The organism is Microcoleus sp. w1-18aA5 (assembly GCF_036701705.1).
Taxonomy (GTDB): domain Bacteria; phylum Cyanobacteriota; class Cyanobacteriia; order Cyanobacteriales; family Microcoleaceae; genus Microcoleus.
In genome coordinates, this window is the sequence record NZ_JAUPTE010000154.1 from 1 (window position 1) to 3,559 (window position 3,559).

1 protein-coding gene is annotated in these 3,559 nt (G+C 41.0%); it reads right to left on the minus strand.

All coding sequences use genetic code 11. The annotated features are described in order from the left end of the window. Positions 1–3,559: AAA family ATPase (locus Q5691_RS27365; RefSeq protein ID WP_333348377.1), on the minus strand; the 3,559-nt coding region annotated here is incomplete at both ends.

Consider the following 3,559-nt stretch of genomic DNA (forward strand, 5'->3'; position numbering starts at 1 on the left):
AGTTGAGCATTCTCAATGGAAATAGCAATTTGGGCAGATAAAAGTTTTAACAATTCTAGCCGATCGGTAGTAAAAGCCCCTTCAATCAAGTTATTTTCCAAATAAAGAAGGCCAGTCAGCTTACCTTGGTGCAGCAGAGGAGTGCAAAGAATAGACTTCGGTTGAGTAGCTGCAATATAAGGATCGCGGGTAAATTGTCCCTCTTGAGCCGCATTATTTAACACCACATTTTCCTGAGTGCGAATCACATAATTGGCGATCGCACAAGCCAGCAAAGGAGTTCCCCCAGAAGCTGCTGTGGGATTGAGAGGAAGCGATTGCAGCACACTAACTTCATCCTCCTGCACCAAACCTTCCGCCTCTAGCGCCCAGTTTCCCCCTTTTTCTAAAATCAAAAAACCTTTTTGCGCCCCGGCATTCTCGATCGCAATTTTCATCAATCTTTCCAGCAACCTACTCAAAACTATTTCACCCGAAATCGCGAAAGAAGCTTTCATCACCGTAGCTAAATCTAGCGTCTCACCCAAATTGTTGCTAGTAGTAGCCGTCGTAGTGCGATTAACTTTAGTTTGAGTAGTTGTCTTCCCTGAAGTTCTCGCGATTAATTGAGGATATTTTTCCTCCAAACTCTCAACTTTACGTTTAGCACCCCAGTATTGGTAGCCATAGTGAGCCTTAGTCAAATAGATTTGGGCAAATTCTTCTTTATCTTTCCCCAACCAGAACTTAGCAGCAAGTTCCGCCGCCAGCGCTTCATTCTGAATAAAATCACCCTCTCTCGCCTCAGCTATCGCGCGATCGTACAAATCCATAGCCTCCAAATCTCCACCTGAAATTCTCGCCATTTCTGCCGCCACCAGCCAGAACTTATGTGCAAAACTTTCCGAGCAATTATCCGCCCAAACTTTGATTTGTTTCTGATTAGCTTCTAATTGCAGCCAGTAATCTTTTCGCTCCGATTCAGAAACCTCTGAATACAGAGCCGTCAAAATCAGACAACGGTAAAAATAATGGTGAGCACTAGAAATATGACCCATCAAATAATCGATCAGCTCTGCCGCGCGTTCAGAGGCTTCTAGCGCCTCACTATACAGTCCGTAAAGATAGAAAGTTTGCGCTTTTAAAACATAAAACTCGCACAGCGCCGCCATACTTTTACGGCTGTGGAAATTTTCTAAATGCTGTTTTTCGCTAACATCATCCTCTTCGCCCATCAAATTTAAAATTGCTATTTTATTAGCAATAATAATATCAATCGCCCAGAAGTTTTTAGTTTGCTCGCAAAAATGGAGCGACTTACCAATATCTTCCAAAAGGTTATTCAAATTCATGCCCTGGAAGAAATAGGTAATAGTTTGAAACATCCGGTTATAACCAGTCCATTGCAAATTGCCCGATTGCAAACCAACTTTATAACCTTCGTTATTAATTTCCGCCGTAGTTTTGAGCGGTCTCACCCAGCAGTTTAAGTAATTGGCAAAAATCACACTATCTTGGCAATTTTGAGACAAGTTATTGGAATTTTCGCTGAGAGTCATAGCGAGTCTGCCAAACTCATAAGCCGATTGGTAATCCCCTAAAATTGAATTCAGAATAATTCCATAACACGAATAGCAGTAAGACCCTCCCGCTACAAAACCGTACTTGAGAGAAAGGTTAATCGCTTTAATCACAGTCAACTTCCACAGTTCTTGAGATGAAAAGAACGTTAGTGGACCCATGTTACCCAATAATTTCATAGCCATTTGTTGAGCCGAGTCTTTCATCTTTTCGGCATGAATTAATGAAGCAATTTCTTGGTTTGCCAAGTTAGCTGTAGCTGTCGCCATTTCCGCATTAATCGCCTCACTTAAACTATCTTCAGCCAAGTCTATGCCCAGCAAGTGAAGCGCTTTTAATCCCGATTGAACTGCTGCTTCATATTTACTCAGCAGAGTGTACTGCACGATCAAAATGTTGTATATTTCGGCTTTTTCTAGCTCAGATTTTGCCTGAGCAAATGCCACTTCTATTAAAGCTTCTGATTCTTCAAAATTGCCGTTTAAATATTCGGCTTCTGCCAGCTCCTTATGAAAGGTAAAAGCTAGTTCGTAGGAGTCTTGCCAAATATCGCCCGGCAAAATTTCTCGACCGAATTTTAAGTAGTCTCTGGCAGCAGCATAAGCCGTTGCATCTTTGGCTTTGCGAGCTGCTGTTAAATTTAAAATAGCTAGTTCAATTTTCTCGTGCTCATCAATGATTAAAGTCCGACCCGAATTCAAATGATCAGCAATTTCAAAAATTCTTTCGGCTCGTCGCTCAGGAGAAATATTTGCTAGTAATAGACGACCAATTTGTAGGTGAATTGCGGTTTGCAGTTTTGAGTCAATCAATGCGTAACCGGACTGCTGCACGCGGTCATGCAAAAATTTATAAGTAGTAATTACTAAGTGTGAGTTAATTATTTCTGATTCGGTAGCACCTAACTCAGAAGTAGTTAAGATTAATCCCTCTTGGATGGCGGGCAATAGTTCTTGAAAGGTGGTTCCCCAAGATTTTTCGTTAATAATTGAAAGAGTGTTTAAGTCAAAACTATTACCCACGCAAGCAGCCAAACGCAAAACTTGCTGAGTTGATGCGGGCAGTCTTTTCAATTTTCCTAGCATCAATTCAATGACGTTATCAGTAATACCTACTGATTCAATTTCTGATATATTCCAATCCCAGTTTCTTTTTTGAAAGTTGAATTTCAGCAGGTTTTCTTGATAGAGAGTTTTGAGAAACTGATTGACAAAGAAAGGATTACCTTGAGTTTTATTGAGCACTAACTCGGCTAGGGGGAGTGCTGATTTTGTGTCTTTACGCAGGGTATCAGCAATTAAGTTAGCTATCTGGTGAAGGTGTAAGGGAGCTAAAGTAATTCGCTCGATTCTTGCACCTTGATTTTGCAGCTCGTCCAAAGTCATCATTAAAGGATGAGATGGGTTAACTTCGTTGTCTCGATAAGCACCAATTAGAAATAGATAGTTGGTTTGCTCATCTGCTATCATTACTTGTAGCAGTTTCAACGTGGCGGCATCAGCCCATTGTAAATCGTCGAGAAAGATGACTAAGGGATAGTCAACTGAACAAAAGACGCGGATGAATTTTTGAAAGACTAAATTAAAGCGGTTCTGTGCTTCTGTAGTGCCTAATTCTTGTACGGCTGGCTGTGGGCCAATGATTAATTCTACTTCGGGAATGACATCGACAATGATTTGACTATTAGCGCCAACAGCAGCTAATATTTTTTCTTTCCAGCTATTGAGTTGATTTTCGCTTTCTGTTAAGAGTTGCTTGACTAATGATTGAAAGGCTTTGACAACGGCGGCGTAAGGAATATTTCGTTGAAATTGGTCGAATTTTCCGGCTATAAAATAACCTCTGGCTTTAGTAATTGGTTTATAAACTTCTTGTACTAAGGCGGATTTTCCAATGCCAGAGTAACCGGATACTAGCATCATTTCGGTGCTGCCTCTGCTGACTCGCTCAAAGGCTGCTAATAAGGTTTCAACTTCTGTTTCTCTGCCGTAGAGTTTTT